This is a genomic window from Pseudoxanthomonas indica (assembly GCF_900167565.1).
In the GTDB taxonomy this organism is placed as follows: domain Bacteria; phylum Pseudomonadota; class Gammaproteobacteria; order Xanthomonadales; family Xanthomonadaceae; genus Pseudoxanthomonas_A; species Pseudoxanthomonas_A indica.
The window spans coordinates 163,017-189,253 of record NZ_FUZV01000002.1; the positions used below are offsets into that span (position 1 = coordinate 163,017).

21 protein-coding genes are annotated in these 26,237 nt (G+C 66.0%); 11 read left to right on the top strand and 10 right to left on the bottom strand.

Annotated features, from left to right (window positions below; translation table 11 throughout):
- Positions 1-17 precede the first annotated feature (17 nt).
- From B5X78_RS11390 to B5X78_RS11400, 3 genes are all read left to right on the top strand, one after another.
- Positions 18-1,058 carry an N-acetyltransferase DgcN family protein gene (locus tag B5X78_RS11390; RefSeq protein ID WP_079724660.1) on the top strand — a complete coding sequence of 347 codons (1,041 nt, stop codon included), beginning with the start codon at positions 18-20 and terminating at the stop codon, positions 1,056-1,058.
- Between the two features lie 70 nt (positions 1,059-1,128).
- Entirely contained in the window at positions 1,129-2,721 is a 1,593-nt protein-coding gene (locus B5X78_RS11395) for a serine hydrolase (protein WP_079724661.1), read from the top strand.
- Entirely contained in the window at positions 2,718-3,875 is a 1,158-nt protein-coding gene (locus B5X78_RS11400; RefSeq protein ID WP_079724662.1) for an isovaleryl-CoA dehydrogenase, read from the top strand. The genes B5X78_RS11395 and B5X78_RS11400 overlap by 4 nt, the downstream gene beginning before the upstream one ends.
- A gap of 27 nt (positions 3,876-3,902) precedes the next feature.
- On the opposite strand, the gene B5X78_RS11405 is transcribed toward B5X78_RS11400, so the two are convergent.
- From B5X78_RS11405 to B5X78_RS11425, 5 genes are read right to left on the bottom strand one after another with little or no spacing between them, the layout of a single operon-like run.
- Positions 3,903-4,502, bottom strand: coding sequence for a TlpA family protein disulfide reductase (locus B5X78_RS11405; protein WP_079724663.1), 600 nt, complete (start codon positions 4,500-4,502; stop codon positions 3,903-3,905).
- Complete coding sequence (locus tag B5X78_RS11410; RefSeq protein WP_079724664.1) at positions 4,499-6,835, bottom strand: protein-disulfide reductase DsbD family protein; 2,337 nt, start codon at positions 6,833-6,835, stop codon at positions 4,499-4,501. Before B5X78_RS11410 ends, B5X78_RS11405 begins: the two co-directional genes overlap by 4 nt.
- Before the next feature lie 3 nt (positions 6,836-6,838).
- Complete coding sequence (gene cutA / locus B5X78_RS11415; protein WP_079724665.1) at positions 6,839-7,174, bottom strand: divalent-cation tolerance protein CutA; 336 nt, start codon at positions 7,172-7,174, stop codon at positions 6,839-6,841.
- Between the two features lie 7 nt (positions 7,175-7,181).
- Entirely contained in the window at positions 7,182-7,589 is a 408-nt protein-coding gene (locus B5X78_RS11420; RefSeq protein WP_079724666.1) for a type II toxin-antitoxin system death-on-curing family toxin, read from the bottom strand.
- Positions 7,586-7,810, bottom strand: coding sequence for an AbrB/MazE/SpoVT family DNA-binding domain-containing protein (locus B5X78_RS11425; protein ID WP_079724667.1), 225 nt, complete (start codon positions 7,808-7,810; stop codon positions 7,586-7,588). Before B5X78_RS11425 ends, B5X78_RS11420 begins: the two co-directional genes overlap by 4 nt.
- A gap of 210 nt (positions 7,811-8,020) precedes the next feature.
- Between B5X78_RS11425 and groES the strand changes: the two genes are divergently transcribed.
- On the top strand, positions 8,021-8,311 hold the full coding sequence (groES, locus tag B5X78_RS11430) for a co-chaperone GroES (protein ID WP_079724668.1): 291 nt from the start codon (positions 8,021-8,023) through the stop codon (positions 8,309-8,311).
- A 50-nt stretch (positions 8,312-8,361) separates the two neighbouring features.
- Entirely contained in the window at positions 8,362-10,002 is a 1,641-nt protein-coding gene (groL, locus tag B5X78_RS11435) for a chaperonin GroEL (protein ID WP_079724669.1), read from the top strand.
- A 65-nt stretch (positions 10,003-10,067) separates the two neighbouring features.
- On the opposite strand, the gene B5X78_RS11440 is transcribed toward groL, so the two are convergent.
- The gene (locus B5X78_RS11440; protein ID WP_079724670.1) at positions 10,068-11,381 is read right to left on the bottom strand and encodes an aminotransferase class V-fold PLP-dependent enzyme; all 1,314 of its coding nucleotides are present in this window, start codon (positions 11,379-11,381) and stop codon (positions 10,068-10,070) included.
- A gap of 368 nt (positions 11,382-11,749) precedes the next feature.
- Here B5X78_RS11440 and B5X78_RS11445 point away from each other — a divergent pair, with 368 nt between their 5' ends.
- Positions 11,750-12,823 (top strand): 3-deoxy-7-phosphoheptulonate synthase, encoded by a 1,074-nt coding sequence (locus B5X78_RS11445; protein WP_079724671.1) that lies wholly within the window; start codon positions 11,750-11,752, stop codon positions 12,821-12,823.
- A 199-nt stretch (positions 12,824-13,022) separates the two neighbouring features.
- Here B5X78_RS11445 and B5X78_RS11450 read toward each other — a convergent pair whose 3' ends face one another.
- Both B5X78_RS11450 and scpC read right to left on the bottom strand, forming a co-directional pair.
- Positions 13,023-13,637: a trimeric intracellular cation channel family protein gene (locus B5X78_RS11450; protein WP_079724672.1), complete on the bottom strand. Its 615-nt coding sequence runs from the start codon at positions 13,635-13,637 to the stop codon at positions 13,023-13,025.
- A gap of 19 nt (positions 13,638-13,656) precedes the next feature.
- Positions 13,657-15,171, bottom strand: coding sequence for a succinyl-CoA:acetate CoA-transferase ScpC (gene scpC / locus B5X78_RS11455; protein ID WP_079724673.1), 1,515 nt, complete (start codon positions 15,169-15,171; stop codon positions 13,657-13,659).
- Between the two features lie 157 nt (positions 15,172-15,328).
- Here scpC and B5X78_RS11460 point away from each other — a divergent pair, with 157 nt between their 5' ends.
- The 5 genes from B5X78_RS11460 to rarD all read left to right on the top strand — a co-directional run bounded on the left by B5X78_RS11460 (position 15,329) and on the right by rarD (position 23,372).
- Entirely contained in the window at positions 15,329-17,509 is a 2,181-nt protein-coding gene (locus B5X78_RS11460; protein ID WP_079724674.1) for a translocation/assembly module TamB domain-containing protein, read from the top strand.
- A 383-nt stretch (positions 17,510-17,892) separates the two neighbouring features.
- Positions 17,893-18,924, top strand: a complete 1,032-nt coding sequence (lipA, locus tag B5X78_RS11465; protein ID WP_079724675.1) for a lipoyl synthase — start codon at positions 17,893-17,895, stop codon at positions 18,922-18,924.
- A gap of 188 nt (positions 18,925-19,112) precedes the next feature.
- Positions 19,113-21,299 (top strand): carboxy terminal-processing peptidase, encoded by a 2,187-nt coding sequence (locus B5X78_RS11470; protein ID WP_079724676.1) that lies wholly within the window; start codon positions 19,113-19,115, stop codon positions 21,297-21,299.
- A gap of 235 nt (positions 21,300-21,534) precedes the next feature.
- Entirely contained in the window at positions 21,535-22,437 is a 903-nt protein-coding gene (gene yedA, locus B5X78_RS11475; protein ID WP_079724677.1) for a drug/metabolite exporter YedA, read from the top strand.
- A complete protein-coding gene (gene rarD / locus B5X78_RS11480) occupies positions 22,434-23,372 on the top strand; it encodes an EamA family transporter RarD (protein ID WP_079724678.1) in 939 nt (312 codons plus the stop codon). Before yedA ends, rarD begins: the two co-directional genes overlap by 4 nt.
- 27 nt (positions 23,373-23,399) lie before the next feature.
- Here the strand turns inward: rarD and B5X78_RS11485 are convergent, their stop codons facing one another.
- Positions 23,400-23,978, bottom strand: a complete 579-nt coding sequence (locus tag B5X78_RS11485; protein WP_217698675.1) for a hypothetical protein — start codon at positions 23,976-23,978, stop codon at positions 23,400-23,402.
- Positions 23,979-23,991: 13 nt separating this feature from the next.
- Positions 23,992-26,208, bottom strand: a complete 2,217-nt coding sequence (locus B5X78_RS11490) for a xanthine dehydrogenase family protein molybdopterin-binding subunit (protein ID WP_079724680.1) — start codon at positions 26,206-26,208, stop codon at positions 23,992-23,994.
- Between the last annotated feature and the right edge of the window lie 29 nt (positions 26,209-26,237).

Here is a 26,237-nt window from a genome sequence, read left to right on the forward strand (position 1 = left end):
CCGGTGAGCTGCACAGCATGAGCCAGTCCTTCCTGCGCACCGATGCGCTGCCCGCGCTGCCCGGGCCGTATCTTCTGTTCCTGGGCGACGTGCACGAAGCCGGTTATGCCAAGACCGCGTTTGGCCTGCGTGACTGGGCGCCCGAGCGTTGCGTGGGCGAGTTCGCCTGCGCCGGCGCCACCGTCACCACCGGACTGCCCTTCCTCACCCCGGCGCAGGCGGTGGCGGCGGGTGCGCGATCCATCGTGATTGGTGTGGCCAACATCGGCGGGCAGATTCCCGAGGCCTGGATCACTTCGTTGTTGCAGGCGATGGAAGCAGGTCTGGATGTCATCAGCGGCATGCACATGCGCCTCGGCGAACTCGTCGCGTTGCGCGATGCCGCCGCCGCGCTGGGGCGACAGCTGATCGACGTGCGGCAGCCGCCGGCCGGCATCCCCATCGCCAGCGGCCACCGCCGCACCGGCAAGCGCCTGCTGACCCTGGGCACCGACTGCGCGCTGGGCAAGAAGTACACCGCGCTGGCGTTGACGCGTGCATTTGCGCAACGTGGCCACGCGGTCGATTTCCGTGCGACCGGCCAGACCGGCATCCTCATTGCTGGCCGCGGCATGCCAATGGATGCGGTGATTTCCGACTTCGCCGCAGGCGCGGCCGAACTGGTTTCGCCGGATGCCGATCCGACGCACTGGGACATCATCGAAGGCCAGGGTTCGCTGTTCCATCCGGCCTATGCCGGCGTCTCGCTGGCGCTGCTGCATGGCAGCCAGCCGGACGTGGTGGTGATCTGCCATCAACCGGGACGCGAGCGCGTGCTCGGCCATCCGCAGTACGCGCTGCCCAGCATCGAGGAAACGATCGCCCTGACCCTGCAGCTGGGCCGTCGCACCAATGCGGGTATTCGCTGCGGCGGCGTTGCCTTGAACACCGCGCACCTGGACGCCACCGCAGCCGAGGCCCTGCTGCGCAGCGAGAGCCAGCGCCTGGGCTGCGCAGTCGCCGATCCCATGCGCCCGGGGCCGGCCTTCGATCAGCTGGTGGACGCCTGCCTGGTCTGATCCCCCAGCACACATTCCCCTGCAATACCGCCTGCCGCTGATTGCGGCGGACTGACAGAAGGACCGAAGCATGAGCCGACTCTCCCCGTCCTTGCGCCCGCTGGCATTGGCCCTGCTGTGCAGCATTCCCGCACTGGCGTTGGCCGACCCGCCCAAGAATCTCGACGCACGCGTGGCCCAGGTGATGCAGGAGCAGGGCGTGCCCGGCATGGCGGTGGCGATCGTCGAGAACGGCCACGTGGTCCACGCCAAGGGCTACGGCGTGCGTCGCCTCGGCGGCACGGAGGCGGTGGACGCGGATACGATTTTCCCGATTGGCTCCACCAGCAAGGCGATGACCGTGGCGGCGCTGGCGGTGCTGGTGGATGAGAAGAAGATCGACTGGGACGATCGCGTCATCGATCACCTGCCCGGCTTCCAGATGTACGACGCCTGGGTCACCCGCGAGCTGACCATCCGCGATCTGCTGGTGCACCGCAGCGGCCTGGGCCTGGGCGCGGGCGATCTGATGTTCGTGCCGCGTTCCTCGCTCAGCCGCGCCGAATCGGTGCGCCGGCTGCGCTACCTCAAGCCGGCCACCAGCTTCCGCAGCGGCTATGCCTACGACAACGTGCTGTACATGGTGGCCGGTGCGGTGATCGAAGCGGTGAGCGGGCAGACCTGGGAAGCGTACATCCGCGATCATGTGTTCGAGCCGGCCGGCATGCGCGTCACCACCTCCGATGAAGTCGATCAGTTCGCCACCGCCAACCGCGCCCAGCCACATGCGCGCATGGATGGTGGCCTGCGTGGCGTCGGCCGCCAGGAAGTGCTGGACGAACGCGCCAGCCTCGGTCGCAATGCCGCACCGGCGGGCGGCGTGGCCTCCAGCGCCAATGACATGGCGCGTTGGTTGGAGATCCAGCTGGCGCACGGAGCGTTGCCCGAAGGGCAGGGCAAGCGCCTGTACAGCGAAACGGCCGCGCGCGAGATGTGGACGCCGCAGGTCAACATGCCGATCAGCCAGTACCCGGCGCCGATTGCCGAAGCCACCCCGCAGTTTTCCAGCTATGCCCTGGGCTGGGACGTGGAGGACTACCGTGGTCTGAAGATCATCTCGCACGGCGGCGCGGTCCTCGGCGCGCAGACCATGGTGGTGCTGATCCCGGATCGCAACATCGGCTTCTCGTTGAACATCAACTCCGAGGACGGCGTGGTGCTGCGCGGTCTGATGTTCGAGTTGCTGGATCACTACCTCGATCAGCCGCAACGCGACTGGGTCGGCGACTTCAGCAAGTTCCGCCAGGCGCGGGAATTGCTCAAGGTCAGCGCCAAGCCGGTGGCATCGCGACCGACGCTGCCGTTGGGCGGCTACGCCGGTCGCTATGCCGATCCGTGGTACGGCCCGATCAGCATCCATCAGGAGGGCAAGCGCCTGCGTTTGAACTTCGAGCAGACGCCCAACATGCAGGGCACGCTGGAGCACTGGCAGTACGACACCTTCGTGGTGCGCTGGGACGATCGCACTTCGGAGCCGGCGTACATGACCTTCCGCCTGGACGAGCAGGGTAAGGTGGACGACATCCGCATGAAGGCGGTCTCGCCGATTGCCGATTTCAGCTGGGACTACCACGACCTGCATTTCACCCCGCAGGCCGCGGGCGCGGCGGGCGGGCAGCCATGAAGTCGCTGGATTTCGATCTCGGCGAGGACATCGACCAACTGCGCGACAGCGTGCAGCGCTTCGCCGCCAGCGTCATCGCACCACTGGCCGCGCAGGCCGATCGCGACAATGCCTTCCCGGCCGGCCTGTGGCCGCAACTGGGTGAGCTGGGCCTGCTCGGCTTGACTGTGGAAGAGCAATACGGCGGCGCCAACCTGGGCTATCTGGCGCACGTGGTGGCGATGGAGGAGATTTCGCGCGCCTGTTCGGCGATTGGCTTGTCGTATGGCGCGCACTCCAACCTGTGCGTCAACCAACTGCGCAAGAATGGCAACGCCGAGCAGAAGCAGCGCTACCTGCCCAAGCTGGTCAGCGGCGAACACGTCGGCGCGCTGGCGATGAGCGAGAGTGGCGCGGGCTCGGATGTGGTCGGCATGAAACTGCGTGCCGAGCGACGCGGCGATCGCTACGTGCTCAATGGCCATAAGATGTGGATCACCAACGGGCCCGATGCCGACACGCTGATTGTCTACGCCAAGACCGATGCCGATGCCGGCTCGCGCGGCATCACCGCCTTCATCGTCGAAAAGGGCTTTGCCGGCTTCAGCACGGCACAGAAGCTGGACAAGCTCGGCATGCGCGGGTCCAACACCTGCGAACTGGTGTTCGAGGACTGCGAAGTGCCGGAAGAAAACGTGCTGGGCACGGTGGGTCGCGGCGTGGCGGTGCTGATGTCCGGGCTGGATTACGAGCGCGTGGTGCTCTCGGGCGGACCGCTGGGCATTATGGCCGCCTGCCTGGATGTCGTGGTGCCTTATGTGCGCGAGCGCAGGCAGTTTGGCCAGGCCATTGGCGAGTTCGGCCTGATGCAGGCCAAGCTGGCCGACATGTACGTCGGCTTCAACGCCTGCCGCGCCTATGTGTATGCGGTGGCGCGCGCCTGCGATCGCAACGGCGCCACCCGCAAGGATGCCGCAGGCGCCATCCTGTATGCCGCGGAAAAGGCCAGCTGGATTGCCGGCCAGGCCATCCAGTCACTCGGTGGCAATGGCTACATGAACGAGTACGCGCCCGGGCGCTTGTGGCGTGATGCCAAGCTGTACGAGATCGGCGCCGGTACCTCGGAGATCCGACGCATGTTGATTGGACGCGAGCTGTTTGCCGAAGCGGCTTGAGCGTGGTCGCGTTCTGCGCGTTGAAGCTCAATGCGCGGCGTGCGCCCAATCGTCGATTTCGCCTTCCACGAAGGGCCCGATCTTCTGCTTGAGGATGCGGCCATCGGCGCCGACCAGCACGGTGTAGGGCAATACGCCCTTGGCGTTGCCCAACCACACGCTCGCATCCGCCGGGCCGGGCGTATCCAGCACGATGGGATAGCGCACCGGCACCTTGTCCAGGAATTCGCGCACACCTTCGGGCGTATCCAGCGCTAGCCCGACCACCTGCACGCCATGTTCGCCCTGCGCCTGCGCAAAACGATCCAGTTCCGGCATTTCCTTGATGCAGGGTCCGCACCAGCTGGCCCACACATTGATCAGCAGGGGACGCCCCTGGAACGCCGTCTTCAGATCCACCGGCTTGCCCTGGAGATCCGGAAGCCGGATCGCCGGCATCGCCTCACCCGGTTGCGCGGGAACTACACCCGCCGGCGGTTTGGCCGCCGTGGCACTGGCCGCGGCCTGCAACGCGCGCTGGCCTGCATCACTGCGCAACAGCGGACCGCCTTCGTACCAGTAACTTGCGGCCAGCCCCAACGCGCCGGCGACCACCACCACCCACAACACACGCACGCGAGGACTCATCGGCGCGCGGCCCGCTGCAAGGCGTCGGCCACCATCGACTGGCTCAGCACGGTCGGCAGCACTTCGCCTTCACCGCCACCGCGCGGATACACCACGTACAGCGGCACGCCGACGGCGTCGTGCTGTTCCAGGAAGGTGGTGATGCTGGCGTCGACATTGGTCCAGTCGCCTTGCATGAAGACCCCATCCACCGCCGCCAGCGACTGGCGGAAGGCCTCGCGATTGAGCACGGTTTTCTCGTTGGCCTTGCAGGTCACGCACCAGTCGGCCGTGATGTCGACAAACACCACCTTGCCCTGCGCGCGCAGCTCGGCCAGTTTTTCCGGCGAGTAAGCCACCACGCCTGCGACGGGCGCCGCAGCCAGCGTGGGCGACGGCACGCGATGCGCCATCCACAGCGGCACGATGGCCGCTGCCAGGACCAGCAACGCAAGTGCGCGCTGCACCGGCTTGTGCTGCCAGCGCAGGTGCTGCAGCCACCACGCCGCCAGCGTCAGCAGCACCAGGCCCACCAGCACCAGCGCCACCGCGTCGATGCCACGCTGACGACCGAGCACCCACAGCAGCCACACCGCGGTCAGGTACATCGGGAACGCCAGCGCCTTCTTCAGGCTGTCCATCCACACGCCCGGACGCGGCAGGCGCTGCGACAGCGCCGGCACGAAACCAATCAGCAGGAATGGCAGGGCCAGGCCCAACCCCAGCATCAGGAACACCAGCAAGGCCACCGGTACGGTCGCGGCAAATGCAAAGGCCAGCGCAACGCCCATGAAGGGCGCCGTACAGGGGCTGGCCACGACCACCGCCAGCACGCCGGTGAAGAAATCACCCGCCAGTCCAGACTTGCGGCTCAGGCTTTCGCCCGCACCCGCCAGGCCGTAACCCACCGCGAATACACCCGACAGGCTCAGGCCCACCGCAAACACCACGTACACCAGCAGGCCGATGACCCACGGCTGCTGCAGTTGGAAACCCCAACCCAGCGCCTGGCCGGCGGCACGCAGCGCCAGCGCGACCGCGCCCAGCGCCACAAAGCTCAGGATTACGCCGGCCGTGTAGGACACGGCACGTGCACGCGGACGATCCGCGCTGGCCAGCGACAGCGCCTTCAACGAGAGCACCGGCAACACGCAGGGCATCAGGTTCAGCACCACGCCGCCGGCCAGCGCCAACAGCAAGGCCATCCACAGGCTGGCGGGCGCCTGGGTGGCGCGCTGCACGGCGTCCTGCGGCGGTCGCGTGCGTTCGGGCATCGATGTGACGTCGGACGACGATGTTGAGGTGGCCTCCGGAGTCGTCGCAGTTTCGGACGTACCCGCAGCCACCGGACCCGCCGCGCCTGCTTTCGTCGCCGGCGGCGCATCCGCTGCGGTCATCGCATCCACCGGCTGCACCTTGCCGGCCGGAATCGCCAGCTCGAAACGTCGCGTCATCGGCGGGTAACAGATGCCCCCGGTCTGGCAGCCCTGGAAGGTCACCTTCAGCGTGGCCCTTGCGGCACGCGCATCGCGACGCAGCAGCGGTACCGGTACTTCGGTCTGATCGAAATACACCACCACATCGCCGAAGTGTTCATCGTGATAGGACTTGCCCGCCGGCCAGCGCGGCGCGGCGAGCGTGATGCCATCGGCGCCATCCAGCGCCAGGCTGGTGCGATCGCGATAGACGTAATAGCCCGGCGCCGGGGTGAAGCGCAGTAACAACTGGTTACCGTCGTAGGCAATCGCTTCGACCGCAAACGCGCGCTGCTCCGGCAACGGTGCGGCATCCACCGCGCCCGCCTTGCCCGCACCGAGCAGGCCACCGGCGCGCGCACCGCCAGCGGCGCCCAGCGGCACGAAAGCACGGGTTGCGTCCGCGCCATCGGCCGCAGGCAAACTCACGCTCAGGCTGCGCGTCTGCGGCGGGTAGCAGACACCGGCATCGGCACAGCCCTGGTATTTGATTTTGATGGTCACCTGGCTGGCGCCCGCGCCGGCCTTGCCGGGCAGCACGGCATTCAAGCTGCCGCGGTAGGTTTCCACGTCACCGAAGAATTCGTCATGGTAGGCCTTGCCCTTGGGCAACTGCAGCGGTTGCGCCGCGAAGTCGCCCGCCGAGACTTCCACGCTGGTGCGATGCCGGTACAGGTAATAGCCGTCGGCAATCTTCCATTGCACCTCGATCCGATCGCGGCTGGGCGCGCTCACGCTGGGCACGAACACCGCATCCACCGGCGGCAGATCCTGCGGGCGGATCTGCGCCTGCGCCGGAGAGGCGGGCAACAACACTCCGGACAACAGCAGGCCGGACAACAACAGGCCCGCGCAGAGCAGGCGAGACAACCACGTCATGGATCAGGATTCCTCAGCGGCTTCGTCGCCGGTTTCACCGACAACCCAGTGCAGATAGGCGGGCAAACCGGCGGCGACCGGCAGGGCCACCAGTTCCGGCAATTCATAAGGGTGCAGCTGGCTCAGTCGCGCCGCCAGCGCCGGCAGGCGCTCGCCGGTGGTCTTGATGATCAGCTGGACTTCTTCCGAGTGTTCAATCGCCCCTTGCCACTGATAAGTGGAGCGCACCCCCGGCAGGATGTTCACGCAGGCCGCCAACCGCTCACCCACCAGGGCGTCGGCCAGGCGCTGGGCGCTTTCCAGGTCGGGGCAGGTGGAGAAGGCCAGATGGACGGACATGGGGCGATTATCCGATCTTGTCGAGCGCGCGCAGGCGCGGGCGCAGCCAATCCGCCAGCGCGGCTTCATCCAGCTCGCCGCCGGCCAGCATCAGCATTTCCTGCACGCATTCGACATTGCTGGCTTCCAGCTCCCAGCCGTTGAGGTTGAGGAAAGTTTCCATGACCACCAGCGCGGTGCGCTTGTTGCCGTCCACGAAGGGATGATTGCGGGCCAGCCCGTAGCCATACGCCGCCGCCAGCGCGGCCAGATCGGGCGGCGGCATACCGTAGGCCTGCAGCTGCCGGGGTCGGGCCAGGGCGCTTTCCATCAGGCTGGCATCGCGGACGCCGGCAGGACCACCGTGTTCGGCAAGCTGGGCTTCGTGGATGGCCAGGACCACGGCTTCGCGCAACCAGCGCGGGCCTTCGCTCACTTGGCCAGCTCGCGCAAGGCGTCACGGCGACGGCGCATGACCGCTTCGGCCGCTTCCATCTGCTCGGCAAACTCGGGGTCGAAGGGGGTCAGGCGATAGCCGTCCGGCGACTCGGTCAGGTACAGCGTGTCGCCTTCGGCCACGCGCATGCGCGCCAGGATGTCCTTGGGCAGGACCAGGCCGACGGAGTTGCCGATGCGGTTGAGCTTGAGGGATTTCATGGGTAGTCTCCTGCTGGCGTTATTACACACGTAAAACTCCGGTCGGGCAATTCTTTCGGCCCTCGCTCTTGAAAGCCCTGACCAGACCCCCATCTCTGGGCAGTCCCGGTTCGCCGGGATCTTTTTGCCCGCGTGACTGGCACTCAGCGTGACCGAGTGCTAACATCGCCGCCCTTTCCCAGTCCAATCAATCACTTAAAGAGGATTGAAATGAGCAATATCAAGCCCCTGTACGACCGCGTGGTCATCAAGCGCATGGAAGAAGAGAAGCTGTCCGCCGGCGGCATCGTGATCCCGGACTCGGCCACCGAGAAGCCGATCAAGGGTGAAGTCGTCGCCGTGGGCGAAGGCAAGGTGCTGGACAACGGCAGCGTGCGCGCGCCGAAGGTCAAGGTCGGCGACAAGGTGCTGTTCGGCAAGTACAGCGGCACCGAAGTGAAGCTCGACGGCACCGATCTGCTGGTCGTCAAAGAAGACGACATCTTCGCGATCCTGGGCTGAGCCCGCCCCGCGCCCTTTTCTTACGCATTTACTGATCAAGGAATACACCCATGGCAGCAAAAGACATCCGCTTCGGTGAAGACGCACGTTCGCGCATGGTGCGCGGCGTCAACATCCTGGCCAACGCCGTCAAGGCCACGCTCGGCCCGAAGGGCCGCAACGTCGTGCTCGAGAAGAGCTTCGGCGCCCCCACCATCACCAAGGACGGCGTGTCCGTCGCCAAGGAAATCGAACTGGCTGACAAGTTCGAGAACATGGGCGCGCAGATGGTGAAGGAAGTCGCTTCCAAGACCTCCGACAACGCCGGTGACGGCACCACCACCGCCACCGTGCTGGCGCAGGCGCTGATCCGCGAAGGTTCCAAGGCGGTCGCCGCCGGCATGAACCCGATGGACCTCAAGCGCGGCATCGACAAGGCCGTCATCGCCGCCGTGGCCGAGCTGAAGAAGATCAGCAAGCCCACCGCCGACGACAAGGCCATCGCCCAGGTCGGCACCATCTCGGCCAACTCGGACGAGTCGATCGGCAACATCATTGCCGACGCCATGAAGAAGGTCGGCAAGGAAGGCGTGATCACCGTTGAAGAAGGCTCGGGCCTGGACAACGAACTGGACGTCGTCGAAGGCATGCAGTTCGATCGCGGCTACCTGTCGCCATACTTCGTCAACAACCAGCAGTCGATGACCGCTGACCTGGATGACCCGTACATCCTGCTGCACGACAAGAAGATCTCCAACGTGCGCGACCTGCTGCCCGTGCTGGAAGGCGTGGCCAAGGCCGGCAAGCCGCTGTTGATCGTGGCCGAAGAAGTCGAAGGCGAAGCGCTGGCCACCCTGGTGGTCAACACCATCCGCGGCATCGTCAAGGTCGTGGCCGTCAAGGCGCCGGGCTTCGGCGACCGTCGCAAGGCGATGCTGGAAGACATGGCCGTGCTGACCGGCGGCACCGTGATCTCCGAAGAAGTCGGCCTGTCGCTGGAAAAGGCCACCATCAAGGATCTGGGCCGCGCCAAGAAGGTGCAGGTCTCGAAGGAAAACACCACCATCATCGACGGCGCTGGCGACACCGGCGGCATCGAAGCGCGCATCAAGCAGATCAAGGCGCAGATCGAAGAGACCTCTTCGGACTACGACCGCGAGAAGCTGCAGGAGCGCGTGGCCAAGCTGGCTGGCGGCGTGGCCGTCATCAAGGTCGGCGCGGCTACCGAAGTCGAGATGAAGGAAAAGAAGGCCCGCGTTGAAGACGCCCTGCACGCCACCCGTGCCGCCGTGGAAGAAGGCGTGGTCCCGGGCGGCGGCGTCGCGCTGATCCGCGCCAAGGCGAACATTGAAGGCCTGAAGGGCATCAACGAAGACCAGACCCACGGCATCCAGATCGCCCTGCGCGCGATGGAAGCCCCGCTGCGCGAAATCGTCACCAACGCCGGCGAAGAGCCCTCCGTGATCGTCAACAAGGTCAAGGATGGTTCGGGCAACTTCGGCTACAACGCCGCCAACGGCGAGTTCGGCGACATGGTCGAATTCGGCATCCTGGACCCGACCAAGGTCACCCGTACCGCGCTGCAGAACGCCGCGTCGATCGCCGGCCTGATGATCACCACCGAAGCGATGGTGGCCGAGTCGCCGAAGAAGGACGAGCCGGCGATGCCGCCGGGCGGTGGCATGGGCGGCATGGGTGGCATGGACTTCTAAGTCCTGCTCTCCGCTGCACCTGTACTGCGAAAACCCCGCCGCAAGGCGGGGTTTTTGTTTGTGCTTCAGCCCGCCAGCGATCGCACCGCCGCCAGCGCCTCGTCCACTTCGGCAGGCGAGTTGACCAGGCTGGGCGCCAGCCGCGCATACGGCACGGCGTAAGGACTGGTGCTGGCGATGATGCGCTTGGCCAGCAATTGCTTGACCACGTCCTGCGGCGCCATGCCTTCGATTTCAAAGGCAACCAAGCCGGCGGACAACGCCGGCGATCGTGGCGTATGCATTTTCACCTTCGGGATGCCGGCCAGGCCGGCCTTGAGTTGATCATTCAAGCTGGCGATGCGGCTGGCCACGCGTGTCTTGCCCATCTGCCCGTGCATGCGGAACGCCGCGGCCGCGGCCCATTGATGCTCATAGGCATGGAAGCCGCCCGGACTCATGCGCGCGGCATTGTTGGCGCCGCTCGGTGGCCGATCCTCCGTCCAGGCGACGTAGCTTTCCATCTCGCTGAAATTGGGCACCATCGGATGCAGGCGCGCCCAGTTCTGCGCATTCGCCCAGATCAGCGCCGTGCCGCGCGGGGCGAACATCCATTTATGCGTGCCGGCGCAGAAATAATCCGCACCCATCGTGGCGACGGTTTCGTCGACCGAGCCCAATCCGTGCACGCCATCGACCACCAGCAGCGGTGGTTGCGGCAAGGATCGGAGCATCGCGCTGATTTCGCGGATGGGCAGGCGGATGCCGGTGCTCGAATGCACCCAGGTGATGCCCAGCACGCGTGTCTGCGGGCGGATCGCCGCCTTGAGTGTGCCGATGATCTGGTCGGCGCTCGCGTTGGCGGATTCGTCGAAGAGTTTGATCTTGCGCATCGATGCGCCAGTGCGCTCGGTCGCCAGGCGTATCGACTCGTGATGGGAGAAATGATCGTGCACGGTGGTCAGCACTTCATCGCCGGCCTTCAGCGGCAGGCCGTGATAGACCAGCGCCAGACTTTCGGTGGTGCTGCGGGTCAGGCAGACGTCTTCGCCGCGCCCGCCCAGGTAGCCGGCCACCTCGTTGCAGACCTGCAGTGGCAGGTTGTGCGCCTCATCCTCGAACAGTGATTGCTCCACGAACAGGAACGGATTGGCGTCCATGGCGCGTCGATAACTCTCCAAGGCCGCGCGCACCGGTGCAGGATGGCTGGCGATGAAGAACGAGGAGAAGTGCCGATACGAAGGATCCAGTTCGAACTGCGCGCGCACGTTGTCCCAGTTCGACAGATCCGGCAAGGCCGGCGTCTGCGCTGCCACTTGGGCGAGCAATGACGTGGGCGCCGCGGCGACGGCCAGGGCCGCGGGGCTGGCGGCGAGCAGTTGGCGACGGGTCAAGGCCATGGTGAAGCTCCTTTTGGCGCCCACGGGCGCGGACACTGGAGCCAACGCCGAGCTGCCGCAGTGACGGCCACCGGCCGTCAGAAGCTCCGGGGGGCCCCGTCGCGTCGAGCCTGCCGAGTGCGGCCCGCTGGTTGCAAACGCAACATTTGGCGGCCTGCGTAAGCTGTGTTATCAATGTCCCCCATGAACGCAACCCGCACCCGCTTTTACTTTTGGTACCGCGGCTTTCCCATGCCACAGGCGGAGGAAGGGTTGCCCGCGCGCTGAAGCCACACACAGCCGCAACACCTGAAAGCCGCCAGCCCACCTGGCGGCTTTTTTGTTGCCAGGTCCCGCCCAGCCCCCATATCGAGTTCCCGGAGACACCCATGGCACCGCATACCGACGACCTGCGCATCCGCACCCTGTTACCGCTGACGCCGCCGGCCGACGTCATCGCCGAGCTTCCCTGCGACGAGCAGGTGTCCGACACCGTCACCGGCAGCCGCCAGGCCCTGCACGAAATCCTGCAAGGCCGCGATGATCGCCTGGCCGTGGTCATCGGCCCCTGCTCGATCCACGATCCGATTGCCGCGTTCGAATACGCGCAACGCCTGCGTCCGCTGCGCGACAGCCTGGGCGATGCGCTGGAGATCGTGATGCGGGTGTACTTCGAGAAGCCGCGCACCACCGTGGGTTGGAAAGGCCTGATCAACGATCCGGGCATGGACGGCAGCTTCCGCATCAACGAAGGCCTGCGCCTGGCGCGCGGCCTGTTGCGCAACATCAATCGACTGGGCTTGCCGGCCGGCTGCGAATTCCTCGACACCACCTCGCCGCAGTACATCGCCGATCTGGTGGCCTGGGGCGCGATTGGTGCGCGCACCACCGAGAGCCAGGTCCATCGCGAACTGGCGTCGGGCCTGTCGTGCCCGGTCGGCTTCAAGAACGGCACCGACGGCAACATCAAGATTGCCGCCGATGCGGTCAATGCGGCCTCGCATGCCCATCATTTCCTGGCCGTGACCAAGGAGGGCCGTTCGGCGATCGCGGCCACTACCGGCAATCCGGATTGCCATGTGATCCTGCGCGGCGGCAAGGCGCCCAACTACGACGCGGCGAGCGTGGAGGCCACCAGCCAGGTGCTGGAAAAGGCCGGCCTGCCGGCGCGGGTGATGATCGATGCCAGCCATGCCAACAGCCTCAAGGATCCGGAGAACCAGCCCAAGGTGATCGACAACATCGCCACCCAGATTGAAGCCGGTGAGAACCGCATCATCGGCGTGATGGTGGAAAGCCATCTCATCGCCGGCCGCCAGGATCTGGTGCCGGGCCAGGCGCTGGCTTACGGCCAGAGCATCACCGATGGCTGCATCGGCTGGGAAAGTTCGGTGGCGGTGCTGGAGCGCCTTGCCGCAGCCGTTCGTGCGCGCCGGCAGCGCGCTGTGTCGCAGGCGGCGTAAGCGAAAAGCGGGCCCTCACCCCGGCACACCCCGGCCTGGCGCAGCGCGCCGGTCGTGCAGTCAAGACGCGCGGCAGTGCAAAGCGTCTTGACCACACCCCGCAAGCGGGAGAGGGGGAAGCAGCCAAAGCAACGGCATCCCAAGACCCCTTCTCCCGCCTGCGGGAGAAGGTGCCCGCAGGGCGGATGAGGGCAGCCTTTCAGTGCAGCTCGTCGCGATAAACGAACTTCGGCACTTCCCAGTTGTAGCGGATCGCCAGCACGCGCAGCACAAAGCCGCCAATGATGCAGCCGCTGGTGGCCCACGGCGACGGCACCCCGTAATGCAGCAGGGACAGGTAGACGACGCCGGTCAGCAGCGACACGATCGCGTACAGCTCCTTGCGGAACAGCAACGGAATCTCGTTGCACAACACATCGCGCAACACGCCGCCAAAGGTGCCGGTGAGCGTGCCGGCCACCACGGCAATGGCCATCGTATGCCCGGCGTCGCGGGCGATGGTGCAGCCGATCACGGTGAAGGCCACCAGGCCCAGCGCGTCGAGAAGCAGGAAGGCGTGGCGCAGCCGATGCATCCAGCGTGCGGCCACCGTGGCGAAGATCGCGGCGCCAATGGTGAACAGCAGATACTGCGGATGCCGCACCCAGCCCAGCGGGTAGTGGCCCAGCACGATGTCGCGCAGGGAGCCGCCCCCCAGCGCGGTGACCGAGGCGATGGTGACCACGCCAAACAGATCCATCCGCCGCTTGCCCGCTGACAGCGCGCCGGACATGGCTTCGGCGGTGATGGCGATCAGGTAGATCCAGGACAGCATGGCGCGTTCCCCGCGTGGCTCAAGCGCGCATGCTACCCGTGTCCAGCCAGCGTTGGTGCCAGGACAGCGCTTCGCCGAGCAGGTGCGGCGTGTGCTTGCCATAGCTCTCGCGCAGCGCGCGATCGAAGTAGTCCTGCAGGGCGTCGCGATAATCCGGATGCGCGCAGCGCGCAATCAGGGCGCGGGCGCGCTGCTTGGGCGACAGCCCGCGCAGATCCGCCACGCCCTGTTCGGTGACGATGATCGCCACGTCATGCTCGGTGTGATCCACGTGGCTGACCATCGGCACCAGCGAGGAGATGCTGCCGTTCTTGGCGGTGCTGGGGCTGAGGAAGATCGACAGATAACCATTGCGGGCAAAGTCGCCGGAACCGCCGATGCCGTTCTGGATGCGCGAGCCCATCACGTGGGTGGAATTGACGTTGCCGTAGAGGTCGGCTTCGATCATGCCGTTCATGCACAGGCAGCCCAGTCGGCGTACCAGCTCCGGGTGATTGGAAATCTCCTGCGTGCGCATGACGATGCGTTCGCGGTAGAAGTCGATGTTGCGCTTGAACTCCTCGTTGGCATCCGGGCTCAAGGCGAAGCCGGTGCACGAGGCGCTGCGCAGAACGCCGTCGCGCAGCAGATCCAGCATGCCGTCCTGGATTACTTCGGTGAACGCGGTCAGGTCACGGAAGCCACTGCGCGCCAGCCCCAGCAGCACGGCATTGGGGATATTGCCGACGCCCGATTGCAGCGGCAGCAAGTTCTTCGGCAGCCGGCCCAGCTTGACCTCGTGCTGCAGGAAGTCCATCAGGTGCGCGGCGATCTGCTCGCTGGTGGCATCGGCGGCGTTGAACGGGCTGTTGCGATCGGCCGCATGCGTGCGCACCACCGCCACCACCTTGGCCGGATCGCAGCGCAGCGAGGTTTCGCCGATGCGATCGTCCGGGTGGATCAACGGGATCGGCTTGCGATGCGGCGGCAGCGCGGTGCCGTAATAGACATCGTGCATGCCATCGACTTCCAGCGGATGCCAGTCGTTGACCTCGATGATCACCTTCCTGGCCAGGTCCAGCCAGGTCTTGTTGTTGCCGACCGACGTGGACGGCACCAGCGAGCCGTCTTCGCGGATGGCCGAGACTTCCACCACCGCCGTATCCACCTCGCCGTAAAAGCCGAACCAGGTGTGCTGGGCGACGTGGCTCAGGTGGGTATCGATGTATTCCAGCGTGCCGGCATTGATACGCTGACGGGCTTCCGGATCGGCCTGGAAGGGCAGACGCAGGGCGATGCCATCCACCCGCGCCAGCGCACCATCGAGTTCCGGCGCAGTCGAGGCGCCGGTGAGCAGGCGGATCTGGAAGCCTTCGCCGGCCGCATGACAGCGATCCATGCGCTCGGCCAGCGCCAGCGGCACCACCTTGGGATAGCCCGAACCGGTAAAGCCGCTCATGGCCACCGTCTCCCCGGGATGGATATGGGCGGCGGCTTCCTCCGCCGAAACCACCAGGCCGCGCAGGCGGGGATTACGGATGCGGTCTTCGCTCATCGGGTGAAAGTCGGGTCAATCGGGGGGGGCGACCATTATCGCCCCGCCCCGTGCGGGCCGGGTTACGACCATCGGGGAATCGCCAAGCGCGCGGCGGGCCGGGCCCGTCCCTTTGGGCCAATTCCGCTCCCCCCGGGTTTGGTGCATGCTCCGGCCCATGCCGCGGATGATCGCCAATGGGCCCGCCGTGCGTCGATGGGCCTTGCGCATCGCGCTGGGCCTGCTCGTGTTCTACGGGGTCTATCTGCTGGCCGCCAACATCTTCATCAACTCGCGCATTGGCGAGCAGGTGGTCAACCGCAAGCCCGAGAAATTCCAGATGCACTGGGATGGCGGGCATAGCTGGTGGTTTGGCCACGTCAGTCTGGACGGCGTGCGCCTGCAGGGGCAGGTTCGCCGGCTCGCATGGAATGTGCAGGCCGAGCACGTCTCCGGGCACGTGGCGATCTGGCCGCTGTTGAAGAAGGAAGTGCGGGTGCCGTTGATCGAGGCCGATGTCGTCAGCGGCGGCGCCCATCACGTGACCCGCGAATTGCCGGTGCCCCCCCCGCGTGATGGTGGCTGGGTGCTGCGCTTCGAACACATCGTCAGCCAGTCGTTGCGCGCCGGCAATTTCGACGACATGACCCTGCAAGGCAAGGGCGAGGCCGATGTGGGCTTCGTCAAGCAGCTGCGTGGCGGGCCGATGGAATTGCTGCCGTCGACGGCGAGTTTCGAGCAGGCGCGTCTGCTGCTGGGTGATCGCGAAGTGCTGAGCGAGGGCGTGCTGCAAGCCCGCTTCGGCATCGATCGCCACCGCCGCGAAGAAGCACCGGGCATCCGCAAGCTGCTCAAGACCACGGCGCATCTCAAGCTCAGCGGCGTCACCAGCGCGGTGGATGTGGTGGTCGATGCCAACGGCAAGATTGGCTACAACGTGGTGCCCGGGCGTGGCCAGGCCAGCATCGATCTGGGTTTCGAGCGTGGCGTGCTCACGCGTGGCAGCCGGGTGCGCTGGAGCATTCCGGTGGGTGGCCACGATGCCACCGGCGCAGCGCGGCGCGATGCCTTCGGGCTGGCCCTGGCGGTGGAAGACGACATCGCCCTGCGGGTGAAGTCGCCGCCGTTGAAGGACAGCCGCCTGGCCATCGATGCGGATCTGCGCCTGCGCGGGCGCGAGGTGCCGCTGGCCGATTTCCGCAGCCTGCTGCCGCGCGCGTCCGGTCACGTGGTGGGGCAGTGGCGGTTCTCGTCGCTCGGCTGGATTGAAGGGTTTTTCCCGCAGGCCACCTGGCTGCACTTGAACGGCGCCGGTGATGTCGATGCCGACGTGCAGGTGGTGGATGGCAAGCTCGCGCCGGGCAGCCGCATCGGCGTGCCGGAAGTCGATGCCGTGGTTGACGTGATGGGCAACCGCATCCGCGGCAAGGCCAATGCCGACATCCGGCTCGACGCCGGGCCACAGGGACAACTGGCGCCGCATCTGCAGGCGACGATGGAGCACTTCCACATCGCGTCCACGCACGCGCCCGACAAGCCTTATGTGGAAGGCAGCAACCTGCGCCTGGTGCTGGATGCGGTGGGCCAGGTGGGCACGCTGCGCGACGCGATGAAGGGGCGGGTGACCTTCCAGCAGGCGCGCGTGCCGGACCTGCGTGTCTACAACGCCTTCCTGCCGCACCAGCAGATGCGCTTCAGCGGTGGCTCGGGTCTGCTCAGCGGCGATCTTTCGCTGGATACCGCGGGTGAAGTGGGGCAGGGCACGCTGAACATCGCCGGCCGCTCCGCGCAAATGCACTTGGCCGGCCTGGATCTGCAGGGCGATGTCGACCTCAACCTGCTGCTGCGCCGCGCCGATCTGAAAAAGCACAGCTTTGTCGCCGACGGCAGCACGGTGGATTTCCGCAACCTCAGTTTCCGCGAACCCGGCGGCGAGGCACGTAGTGGCTGGTGGGCAAAGCTGAAGCTCGCGCGCGCACGCCTGGATATCGACAAGCCGATCAGCGCCGGCGGCAGCGCCGATGTGACCATGAAGGACGTCGGCTTCCTGCTGGCCCTGTTCTCGCGCAAGAAGGATTACCCCAAGTGGGTGTTCAAGCTGGTCGACGCCGGCCAGGCGCAGGTGGATGGCCGCGTGCAGTGGCAGGACGACGTGCTGACCCTGGATCGCATGCAGGCGCACAACCAGCGTTTTGATCTGGCCGCACGCCTGCATCTGCAGGGCAAGCGCCGCAACGGCCAGCTTTATGCCGAGTGGGGTGTGCTGAGCATGGGGGTGGAGGTCCGGGACGGCAGCCGCCAGTTCCATCTCATCCGGGCCAAGCAGTGGTATCAGAGCCAGCCCAATCTGCTGCGTTGAAGACGTTTTGCGCAGCACCTTCAGCCAGCGCCTATTCAGTTTCGCAACTGGTTTCGCGTGTAAGCGGTTCCAGAATTCCTGCCGAAAATGGTCTGCTATCGGTAACATCCATGTAGCACAAGGCCTGCGGCGGATCGGTGCAAAAACCGCTATTTGAACTGGCAAGTTCTGTTTTGCAGTGCAGCGTGCAAGCCCGGTAACGAGTCCTTCACGATGCTCGCGCATCCCGACGTGGGGGAGGGAGCAAGCCCGCAATTGGCCTAGCCTTTGCGGGCTTTTTTATTGCCTGTTCGCCAGTGTTGCATCGATGGCGCGCCGTCATTCCAGAGGGCGATTCAATGGCGGCTGCCGGCGGAAGGTGGCACAGGCGTAGAATTTGCGCCATGACTGACACCTCCCCCCGCCAGATTCCCCTGCACGTGCTGTCCACCCCGGCCACCCCGGCCGCGCCGCTGGAAACCGGCGTCAAGCAGCTGGGTGGCGACAAGATCAACCGTTCGCCCGTGCAGTTCGCCGACGCCCCGGTGCTGCGCAAGCCCTCGTGGATCCGGGTGCGCATTCCCAGCGACGGCTCGGTCGCCCGGCTCAAGGCCAAGCTGCGTGAAAACCGCCTGGTCACCGTCTGCGAAGAAGCCAGCTGCCCGAACATCCACGAATGCTTCGGCCACGGCACCGCCACCTTCATGATCCTGGGCGAGGTCTGCACCCGCCGGTGCTCGTTCTGCGATGTGGCGCATGGCCGGCCCAAGCCGCCGGACGCTTCCGAACCGCTGAGCCTGGCGCAAACCGTGGCCGACATGGGCCTGAAGTATGTGGTGGTCACCAGCGTCGATCGCGATGACCTGCGTGATGGCGGCGCCCAGCACTTCGTTGATTGCATTGCGGCCATTCGCGAGCATTCGCCGGGCACGCGCATCGAGATCCTCACCCCGGACTTCCGTGGCAAGGGCCGCATGGACCGCGCGCTGGAAATCCTGGCGATCAATCCGCCGGATGTGTTCAACCACAACATCGAGACCGTGCCGGACCTGTATCCGAATGTCCGCCCCGGCGCCGACTACCAGTGGTCGCTGACCCTGCTGCAGAAGTTCAAGGCCCAGCATCCGGGCCTGCCGACCAAGTCCGGCATCATGCTGGGTCTGGGCGAGACCATGGAGCAGGTCAAGGGCACCTTGCGCGACCTGCGTGCGCACGATGTGGAAATGGTCACCATCGGCCAGTACCTGCAGCCCACGGCCCACCACCATCCGGTGATGCGCTACTGGACGCCGGACGAGTTCAAGGAACTGGAGGAATACGGCAACGCGCTGGGTTTCAGCCATGTCGCCTCGGGTCCGCTGGTGCGCTCGTCCTATCACGCCGATCGCCAGGCCGCCGAAGCGGCCCAGGCCAGCCGTCAGGTCGCCGCTGGCTGAACCGTCGGTCGCCTGCCTGCGCAGGATTCACCTTTCTCTACGTCGCCGGGTTTAGGGTCTGCCGGCGGGCCACGGCCTGCCGTTAGACAGGGATGACTTTCGCCGCAACTTTGGGCACTGTCTGATGGTCTGTCCGTCCACGCAAGTCCCCACGCTCTCACCCTTGGCCCCCGGGCCGCGAGTACCCGATGAAAGTGAAGAAAGCTTCTGCTCTCCTGCTGTTGTCCCTGGCCCTGGCCACCCCGCTGGCGTTGCTGGCGCGTGCCGACGGCGGCATCGCCCTGCCAACCGCGCCCACCGCGGATCAGGCCACCACCTCCAAGCTGGTGTACGGGCTGCTTTCGGACAGCCGTTATGCCTATCGCCCGCGCGCGCTGGACGATGCGCTGTCGCAGGACATCTTCAAGCGCTACCTGGAAACCCTGGATTCCAACAAGCAGTACTTCACTGCCGCCGACGTCGCCAAGTTCGCGCCGTTCAAGACCCAGATGGACGATGCCATCCGCAGCGGCGACCTTGCGCCCGCGTATGACATCTTCGCCGTCTACCGCCAGCGCGTGCAGGAGCGCGTGGCGTTCGCCCGCGCACTGCTGAAGCAAGACTTCGATTTCACCGGCGAGCAGCGCTGGGAATACGATCGCGAAGACGCGCCCTGGGCCGCCAACACCGCCGAACTGGATGGGCTGTGGAAAAAGTCGGTGATGAACGACTGGCTGCGCCTGAAGCTGGCCGGCAAGCAGCCCGACGACATCCGCAAGACTCTGGACAAGCGTTACGCCAACCTGCAGAAAAGCATTGGCGAGTTGAAGAGCGAGGACATCTTCCAGACCTTCCTCAACAGCTACACCAGCGCGATTGATCCGCATACCGATTACTTCACCCCGCGCACCGCCGAAAACTTCAACCAGTCGATGTCGCTGTCGCTGGAAGGCATCGGCGCCGTGTTGCAGCGCCAGGACGACCTGGTGGTGATCCGCGAGATCGTGCCGGGTGGTCCGGCGGATCTCAGCGGCAAGCTCAAGGTCGGCGATCGCATCGTCGCCGTGGGCCAGGGCAAGTCCGGTCCGCTCACCGACGTGATCGGCTGGCGCATCGACGATGTGGTGGCGCAGATCCGCGGCAAGAAGGACACCCAGGTGCGGCTGGAGTACATCCCCGCCGAGACCGGCATCGATGGCAAGCATGTGCAGGTCACCATCACCCGCCAGAAGGTCAAGCTGGAAGAGCAGGCCGCCAAGTCGGAAACGATCAACCTGCCGGCGCTCAATGGCGAACCGGCTCGGCGCATCGGCGTGATCAAGCTGCCGGCGTTCTATCAGGACTTCGAAGGTCGCCGCCGCAATCCCAACGACTTCACGTCCGCCACCCGCGACGTGGGCCGTCTGCTGACCCAGTTCAAGACCGACGACGTCGACGGCGTGGTCATCGATCTGCGCGGCAACGGCGGTGGCTCGCTGGACGAAGCGATTGAACTGACCGGTTTGTTCATCGACAAGGGTCCGGTGGTGCAGGTGCGCGAGTCCGGTGGCCGCGTCACGGTCAACAGTGATCGCAAGCCGGGCGTGGCCTGGGATGGCCCGCTGGCCGTGCTGATCAACCGCGGTTCGGCCTCGGCCTCGGAGATCTTTGCCGGCGCCATCCAGGACTACGGTCGTGGCTTGGTGATTGGCGAAACCTCGTTCGGCAAGGGCACCGTGCAGAACATGGTGGATCTGGATCGCTGGCCGGCCAACGAGACCGCGCGCTTCGGCCAGGTCAAGCTGACCATCGCGCAGTTCTTCCGCGTGGCCGGCGGCAGCACCCAGCACAAGGGCGTGGTGCCGGACATCGCCTTCCCGGTGAGCGTGGACGCCAGCGAATTCGGCGAGAGCACGTACGACAACGCCTTGCCGTGGACCCGCATCGCCGCCGTGCCGCACACCCAGTACGGCAACTTCGCCCCGCTGCTGCCCAAGCTTGAAGCCCTGCACGCCTCGCGCGTGGCCAAGGACAAGGAGTTCCAGTGGTGGTCCGATGACGTCGCGCAGTTCCGCGCCGAAGCGGCCAAGAAGTACGTGTCGTTGAACGAAGCCGATCGCCGCGCCGAACGCGACAAGGAAGACGCCAAGCGCAAGCTGCGCCAGAGCGAGCGCAAGACCCTGGGCTTGGCGCTGGATCCGCTGGCCGATGATCTGTCCGACGATGGCCTGGGCGCCAGCGAGCGCGACGTGGTCAAGGACGCCGCACGCGAGAAGCTGGTGGACAAGCGCCCGGATCCGCTGCTGCGTGAGTCCGCGGCCATCCTCAGCGACGCCATCGGCGTGTTGAACCAGGACCGCAAGATGTCGGCGCAGGTGCTGCCGGAATCGACCGGGCCGGGGCGCTGGGCGGATTGATCCGCGACGCAGCACGACGTTCCAGCAAAAGCGCGACCTCGAGGGTCGCGCTTTTTTTTTGTCTCAGATGGATTGCGAGGTTCGGGGCTTAAGCCCCGAACCCTAGGAATGATCCGCCTTCCATTTGCCCGCCTTGAATGCCATACAAGTCACATCCCCGAAGCTTTCAAGGATTGGCTCCAACCTAATCGCCCGCCGTGGCCTAAAATAGCCGCTGTTACGCCCGGCCACCCCCATGAACTCCACTGCTTCCAGCACCACTGCGGCCAGCCGCAGCGGCGCCGCTGTCATCCTCGCACTGGCCCTGGTCTATCTGGTCTGGGGCTCCACCTACCTCGGCATCCGCCTGGCGCTGGAAGGCGGCTACCCGCCGTTGCTGATGGCCGGTGGGCGTTTCATCGTGGCCGGAGGCGTGATGTACGCCGTGCTGCGCTGGCGTGGCTATGCCGCACCGACCAAGGCGCAGTGGAAGTCGCTGGCGTTCATGGGCTTCCTGTTGCTGCTGTTCGGCAACGGCTTTGTCTGCATCGCCGAGCAGACCGTTTCCTCGGGGCTGACCGCAGTGGCGATTGCCTCGATGCCGCTGTGGATGGGCCTGTTCCTGGCCATGCGTGGCCAGCACCCCACCAAGATCGAATGGCTCGGCATCGCCATCGGCTTCCTCGGCGTGGTCTGGCTCAACGCCGGCAGCGCGCTGACCGCCAGCCCCAAAGGGCTGATCCTGTTGTTGATCGCGCCGATCGGCTGGGCCTACGGTTCGGTGTGGAGCCGCGGCAAGGATCTGCCTTCGCCCTTCATGTCGGCGGCCGGGCAAATGATCTGCGGTGGCATCGTGATGACGATCGTCGGCGCCGCGCTGGGCGAGCGCTTCACCCAGTGGCCAACGCTGCAAGGCACCCTGGCGGTGGGCTACCTGGCGCTGTTTGGATCCATCGTCGCTTTCAGCGCCTATGTCTGGTTGCTGCACAACGTGCGGCCGGCGGTGGCCGGCAGCTACGCCTACGTCAATCCGGTGATCGCCGTGGCGCTGGGCGCGTGGATCGCCAACGAAAGTTTCGGCGCCCATGATCTGGGCGCCATGGCGATGATCCTGAGCGGCGTGGTGGTGATCACCCTGGCCAAGGCCAAGCGCACATGAACACCGTGGATCGCAAGGGTCTGTGGATGACGGTGATGGCCTTCGTCGTCTGGGGCGTGGTGCCGCTGTATTGGCACCTGCTCAAGCAAGTGCCGTCGTTCCAGATCATCGCCCATCGCATCGTCTGGAGTTCGATCCTGTTGCTGGGCTGGTTGTTCCTGCGCCATGGCCGGCAATGGCTGCGCACGATCCGCGAGCAGCCACGCGCGCTGACCTTGCTGGGCGTGACCAGCCTGCTGATTGCCTTCAACTGGGGCCTGTACATCTGGGCGGTCAATGCCGGCCATGTGGTGGAAACCAGCCTGGGCTATTTCATCAATCCGCTGATCAACGTGGTGCTGGGTGTGCTGGTGCTGCGCGAGCGCCTGACCCGCCTGCAATGGGTGGGTGTGGGCTTCGCATTTGCCGGCGTGGCCTGGCTGACCTGGCAGGCCGGTTCGCCGCCCTGGATTGCGCTGGGCCTGGCCTTGTCGTTCGGCGCCTACGGCCTGCTGCGCAAAGTGGTGTCGGTGGAAGCCGTGGGTGGCCTGGGCGTGGAGAGTTTGTATCTGTTCCTGCCGGCGCTGGCCTTTGTGGTCTGGGGCGAACAGGGCCATGGCGGTGGCTTCATCCAGGGCTGGGGCTGGCAGATCGATCTGCTGCTGATCCTGGGCGGCGTGGTCTCGGCCATTCCGCTGATTGGCTTTTCCTACGGCGTGCGGCGGATTCCACTGACCATCGTCGGGCTGCTGCAGTACATCGCGCCGAGCATCCAGTTCCTGATCGGCGTGTTCGTGTTCAAGGAAGCCTTTGGAACGGCGCAGGCCATCGGCTTCGCCACCATCTGGACGGGCCTGATTATCTTTGCCGGCGACAACCTGTGGCGCTCGCGCAAGCGCAGCGTCGTGACCGGCGTGGCCGCGGTGGCCGAGCCGGTGGTCGCCACCCGGCGCTGATCGTCGATTACCCGAACGGGTCGCGAATCAACCCGGGCAGGGCGCGCCCGCGTCCATCCAGGTCTTGAACGCCGCCACGAACTGCGCGTGCGGCACCGGCACCGGCACGCGATTACCGCCGGGGTCCCAACCCCACAGCACCAGCTTGTCCTCGGACACATGCTTGAACATCGCGGCCATGTCGCGATCGCCATTGCGCTTGCGGTCCTGGATCATCGAACACAGTTCGGCGGCAGGCACGCCAATCCACGCCATCTTTTGATCCGGCGGCGGCAGCGCCCAATGCGGCGCACCCGGTGGCGCGTGCGCGCTGTAGCCAGCGGGCGGGTTGGCTTCGCCATGGCAACTGGCGCAGGGCAGGCCGACGGCGCCTTTGCCTTCGGGGCCACGTACCACGTTCATCATGTGCGGGGTCTGGCTGTCGAACTGCAGCGGCTGATCGCCCGGGATATGGCAGTTGCTGCAGCGTGGATGCTGGAACACCTGCTCCACCGTGGCGAAGGCTTTCAAGGCCTGCGCCTTTTGCTCCTCACTGACGCGCGGCTTGCACGCGGCCAGCAGCAACGCGGCCAGGGAAAGCAGGAGCAGCATTCGGAAAGATCGCATCGTCGTCGTCTCCTTACGCAGGCGTGGCGGCGACAGGCGCCAGGGTCAGCGGCAGATCACGCAGGCGTTGTCCGGTCAACGCGAACACCGCATTGGCCACGGCCGGGGCAATCGGCGGCGTACCCGGTTCGCCGACACCGCCCATCTTTTCCGTACTCGGCACGATGTAAGCCTCCACCACCGGCATCTCGTTCAAGCGCAGCACCCGGTAGTCGTGATAGTTCGATTCCTGCACCTGCCCCTGCTTGAAACTCAGGCGGCTGTACAGCGTGGCGCCCAGGCCGAAGGCGATGCCGCTCTCCATCTGCGCCTTGATGTTGTCCGGGTTCACCGCCAGCCCGCAGTCGATGGCGCAGACCACGCGATGCACACGAATCTGCCCGTTCTCCACCGACACTTCCGCTGCCTGCGCGACGAAGCTGCCGAACGACTCGTGCACGGCAATGCCATGGCCGCGACCTTTCGCCGCCGGCGTGCCCCAGCCGAACTTCTCCGCCGCCAGGTTCAACGCGGCTAAATGGCGCGGGTGAGCCTTGAGCAGGCGGCGTCGATAGGCGACCGGATCCTGGCCGGCGGCATGCGCCAGCTCGTCGATCAGGCTCTCCATCACGAAGCCGTTGTAGCTATGGCCGACCGACCGCCACCACAGCACCGGAATGCCGGTCTGCGGCGAATGCAGTTCGACCCGATGCGCGGCCGTGCCCAGCACGTACGGCGAGTCGGCCACGCCTTCCACCGAGGTGGCGTCAATCCCGTTCTTCACCGTGAATGGTTCAAACGGCGTGCCCGCGGTGATCGATTGGCCTACCAGGCGTTGCTGCCACGCCACCGGCAGGCCGTCCGCATCCAGGCCGACCTTGGCCCACTGCACGTAAGCGGGGCGGTAGTAGCCGCCGCGCACATCGTCTTCGCGCGACCACACGGTCTTGACCGGCGCATTCGCGGCCTTGGCCACATGCACGGCCTCGGTCACGAAGTCGGCCACCGGCGTGGCGCGCCGGCCGAAGCCGCCACCCAGGAAGGTGGTGTGGATGGTGATCTGCTCCGGCTTCAAGCCGGTGATGCCGGCAGCGACCTGTTGATCCACCGTCTGGAACTGCGTGCCGGTCCAGATCTCGCAGGCGTCGGCGCTGATCTTGACCGTGCAGTTGAGCGGTTCCATCGGCGCGTGCGCCAGGTACGGCACGCTGTATTGCGCCTCGATGGTCTTGCTGGCCTGGGCCATCGCGGCCTCCGCATTGCCGGCCTGCACGGCCAGCGTGCCCGGCGAACGCGCCATCGTGGCGAAATCGCTGCGCAGCTTTTCGGTATCCAGGCCGGCATGCGGGCCGGCGTCCCATTCCACCACCAGCGCCGCACGTCCCTGCAGCGCCGCCCAGTAGTGATCGGCAATCACCGCCACGCCACTGGGTACCTGCACCACGTTGCGCACGCCCGCTACCGCCTTGGCGGCGGTGGCGTCGAAGGACACCAGCTTGCCGCCGAACACCGGCGCGCGCGCCACCACCGCGGTGAGCAGTCCTTCAAACTGCACGTCCATGCCGAACTTCGCACGGCCGGTGATCTTGTCGGCGCTGTCCAGGCGCTTGGCGCCCTTGCCGATCAGTTTCCAGTCCTTGGGATCCTTGAGCACCAGGGTCTTGGGATCCGGCGCCTTCAACAGCGCGGCAGCGTCGGCGAGATCGCCATAGCGCAGCTTCTCGCTGCCGTTGATCACGGTGCCGTTGTCCGTGCGCAGGTTAGCCACCGGCACCTGCCAACGTTGCGCCGCTGCCTGCAACAACAGGGCGCGCGCCATCGCACCCGCGGCGCGGTAACGATCAAACTCCGACCAGGTGGTGCTGGAACCGCCGGTCATCTGCATGCCGAACGCCGGATGGGCATAGGCCGGGCCGGCCGGCGCATGCTCGACGCTGATGCGGCTCCAGTCGGCGTCCAGTTCCTCGGCAATCAAAAGTGGCAGCGTGGTCCAGATGCCCTGGCCCATTTCCGAATGTGCGAGCAGCACGGTCAGGCGGTCATCATTGCCGATGCGCAGGAAGGCGTTCGGGGCAAAGCCACGGGCCGGGTCGCTGGCGGGCAGCGGCAGCGGTGGATTCTGTGCGCGCGCCAGCCGATGCGCAGCCGGCACCACGAAGCCGATCACTAGCCCGCCACCGAGCACCGCGCCGGTCTTGAGAAATTCGCGACGCGTCGAGGCGTCGCTTCGTTTGGACGGGAAGGTAGCCACACAACCTCCGACAGCGATGCGGGCCGCGC

Bases quoted from the DNA above. Each gene is read 5' to 3' on its own strand.
- B5X78_RS11400 (WP_079724662.1), top strand. From the start codon at position 2,718: ATGAAGTCGCTGGATTTCGATCTCGGCGAGGACATCGACCAACTGCGC.
- B5X78_RS11440 (WP_079724670.1), bottom strand. From the start codon at position 11,381: ATGGCCTTGACCCGTCGCCAACTGCTCGCCGCCAGCCCCGCGGCCCTG.
- B5X78_RS11410 (WP_079724664.1), bottom strand. From the start codon at position 6,835: ATGACGTGGTTGTCTCGCCTGCTCTGCGCGGGCCTGTTGTTGTCCGGC.
- rarD (WP_079724678.1), top strand. From the start codon at position 22,434: ATGAACACCGTGGATCGCAAGGGTCTGTGGATGACGGTGATGGCCTTC.
- B5X78_RS11425 (WP_079724667.1), bottom strand. From the start codon at position 7,810: ATGAAATCCCTCAAGCTCAACCGCATCGGCAACTCCGTCGGCCTGGTC.
- B5X78_RS11395 (WP_079724661.1), top strand. From the start codon at position 1,129: ATGAGCCGACTCTCCCCGTCCTTGCGCCCGCTGGCATTGGCCCTGCTG.
- B5X78_RS11460 (WP_079724674.1), top strand. From the start codon at position 15,329: ATGCCGCGGATGATCGCCAATGGGCCCGCCGTGCGTCGATGGGCCTTG.
- yedA (WP_079724677.1), top strand. From the start codon at position 21,535: ATGAACTCCACTGCTTCCAGCACCACTGCGGCCAGCCGCAGCGGCGCC.
- B5X78_RS11405 (WP_079724663.1), bottom strand. From the start codon at position 4,502: ATGAGTCCTCGCGTGCGTGTGTTGTGGGTGGTGGTGGTCGCCGGCGCG.
- B5X78_RS11470 (WP_079724676.1), top strand. From the start codon at position 19,113: ATGAAAGTGAAGAAAGCTTCTGCTCTCCTGCTGTTGTCCCTGGCCCTG.
- B5X78_RS11485 (WP_217698675.1), bottom strand. From the start codon at position 23,978: ATGCGATCTTTCCGAATGCTGCTCCTGCTTTCCCTGGCCGCGTTGCTG.
- scpC (WP_079724673.1), bottom strand. From the start codon at position 15,171: ATGAGCGAAGACCGCATCCGTAATCCCCGCCTGCGCGGCCTGGTGGTT.
- groES (WP_079724668.1), top strand. From the start codon at position 8,021: ATGAGCAATATCAAGCCCCTGTACGACCGCGTGGTCATCAAGCGCATG.
- lipA (WP_079724675.1), top strand. From the start codon at position 17,893: ATGACTGACACCTCCCCCCGCCAGATTCCCCTGCACGTGCTGTCCACC.
- B5X78_RS11390 (WP_079724660.1), top strand. From the start codon at position 18: ATGAGCCAGTCCTTCCTGCGCACCGATGCGCTGCCCGCGCTGCCCGGG.
- cutA (WP_079724665.1), bottom strand. From the start codon at position 7,174: ATGTCCGTCCATCTGGCCTTCTCCACCTGCCCCGACCTGGAAAGCGCC.
- B5X78_RS11450 (WP_079724672.1), bottom strand. From the start codon at position 13,637: ATGCTGTCCTGGATCTACCTGATCGCCATCACCGCCGAAGCCATGTCC.
- B5X78_RS11445 (WP_079724671.1), top strand. From the start codon at position 11,750: ATGGCACCGCATACCGACGACCTGCGCATCCGCACCCTGTTACCGCTG.
- groL (WP_079724669.1), top strand. From the start codon at position 8,362: ATGGCAGCAAAAGACATCCGCTTCGGTGAAGACGCACGTTCGCGCATG.